General features: G+C 49.6%; 1 protein-coding gene. It reads left to right on the top strand.

Annotation, left to right across the window (positions count from 1 at the left end; all coding sequences use genetic code 11):
* Window positions 1-196: 196 nt before the first annotated feature.
* A partial coding sequence (locus tag PLA23_RS10110; protein WP_324475105.1) for a Cache 3/Cache 2 fusion domain-containing protein occupies window positions 197-1,882 on the top strand: 1,686 nt, incomplete at its 3' end.

Here is a 1,882-nt window from a genome sequence, read left to right as displayed (position 1 = left end):
GATAGAAAGGGAACGGAACGAACGGGGCAGGAACCATGATACTCTATCCTTATTCGTCAGAATAGCGGTTTATTCCGGTTAAACCCCGCCTTCCCTCATGCGAATATATCATACAGGTTATATATCTCCTCTGCACCATACTGTCTGTATGGCAGGGTAATCACATAGGCTGCTTGTGATTACAGAGGGGATATGTATGAGATATGATGTACGAAACTGGCTGAATAATGCCACAATTGGGCAGAAGATTATTCTTATCTGTCTGATACTGGTCATCGTTCCGACGGTCACGATCGGGTATGTTGCGTATACCAGTGCTGAAGCAACGATAAAACATGATATCCGGATGAGTCTTGAGATGCAGACCGCGGATATCACGGAAGAGACAAAAACGGTCTATGATCTGACCCAGGTCAAGGTGAACAGTGATCTCAATATCCTGCGCCAGCTCTTCTATGATAAAGGCAAACCATCCATCGTCAATGGCGAGCTTGTTCTTGGATCATCGTACCGGGTGAATAATAACTTTGAGATCGTCGATGAGGTGCAGTCTCTTGTCGGGGGAGCTGCAACCATCTTCCAGAAGAAAGGAGATCAGGCGATTCGTATCTCTACCAATGTTGTTGGTGAGGATGGAAAACGTGCTGTCGGGACACCGGTATCAGATACGGTCTATGACGCGGTCATAAACAAGGGTCAGACCTACTATGGGACGGCAAATGTTGTCGGAAAGAAATACATCACCGCGTATGAACCGATAAAGGACAGTTCAGGTGCGATCATCGGTATCCTCTTTGTGGGTGTTGAAGAAGCATCCACCATCGGTCTGTTGCAGGATCAGATCCGGAACAAAAAGATCGGTGAACACGGGTACATGTATATCCTGGACAGCAAAGGAAAACTGCTCCTCCATCCGAAGCTTGAAGGCCAGGACATGTCCTCATATGACTTTGTCCGGAGGATGATTGCTGAAAAGAAAGGATATATCGAGTACCCGTGGCAGGGAACCCAGAAAATTGCCGCATATGATTACTTTGAGCCGTTTGACTGGATCATTGTTGCCAGCAGTGATCTTGCAGACTTTACCGGTCCGCTGGATACGATACGAAACACCATCATCCTCGTTGTCGTCATCGGCATCATTGCAGGAACGCTCGTGGCACTGGCATTTGGCAGGTCCATATCCCGCAGAATGGATGAACTGGTCCAGGCAGCCCGTCAGATTCAGCATGGAAATCTTGCGGTTACCCTTGCTGAATCATCAAGCAAAGATGAGATATCAATCCTGGGGCGGGCATTTGCTGAAGTTGTTGCAACATTCCAGCTCTTCAGGGATGAGGTCCGGACACTGAGCACTGCTGCATCATCAGGTAACCTGAATGTCAGGGGGGATGTCAGCAAATTCCAGGGTGATTATGCGGTTATCATTGACGGGGTGAATGAGACGGTTGATGCCATGGCAGTTCCGCTGCAGGAAGCCATGAGTCTGTGCAGGAGCTATGCATCCGGTGATTTCCAGGCACGGATGAATCCCGATCTGCACCTTGAAGGAGAGTTTGTCGAGTTTCGGAATGCCCTGAACACCATCGGAATTGATATCTCCCGTGCCCTGACCGCCGTCCGTGATCAGATGAATATTCTCTCCGGCCAGGTCAATGAGATTGCGGAGAAGGTAAACGAAGTCACCCGCGAGACCGGCATGGCCCATAAAAGCATTGAGGACGTGTCTGAAGGTGTCAGCCAGGTTGCCAGGATTGCATCGGCGGTCAACGACCTTGCAGACAAGAGCGGGATGGATACCCAGCAGATCCTTGCTGCCATGCAGGATCTTGCCACCACCGTCTCATCTGTCGCTGCAAAGATGGAACAGGTGTCAGTCCTC

It is taken from the genome of Methanospirillum sp. (assembly GCF_035406105.1).
Classification (GTDB): domain Archaea; phylum Halobacteriota; class Methanomicrobia; order Methanomicrobiales; family Methanospirillaceae; genus Methanospirillum.
The sequence above is the reverse complement of the archived record's forward strand: the minus strand, read 5'-3'. Positions and strand labels throughout refer to the sequence as shown.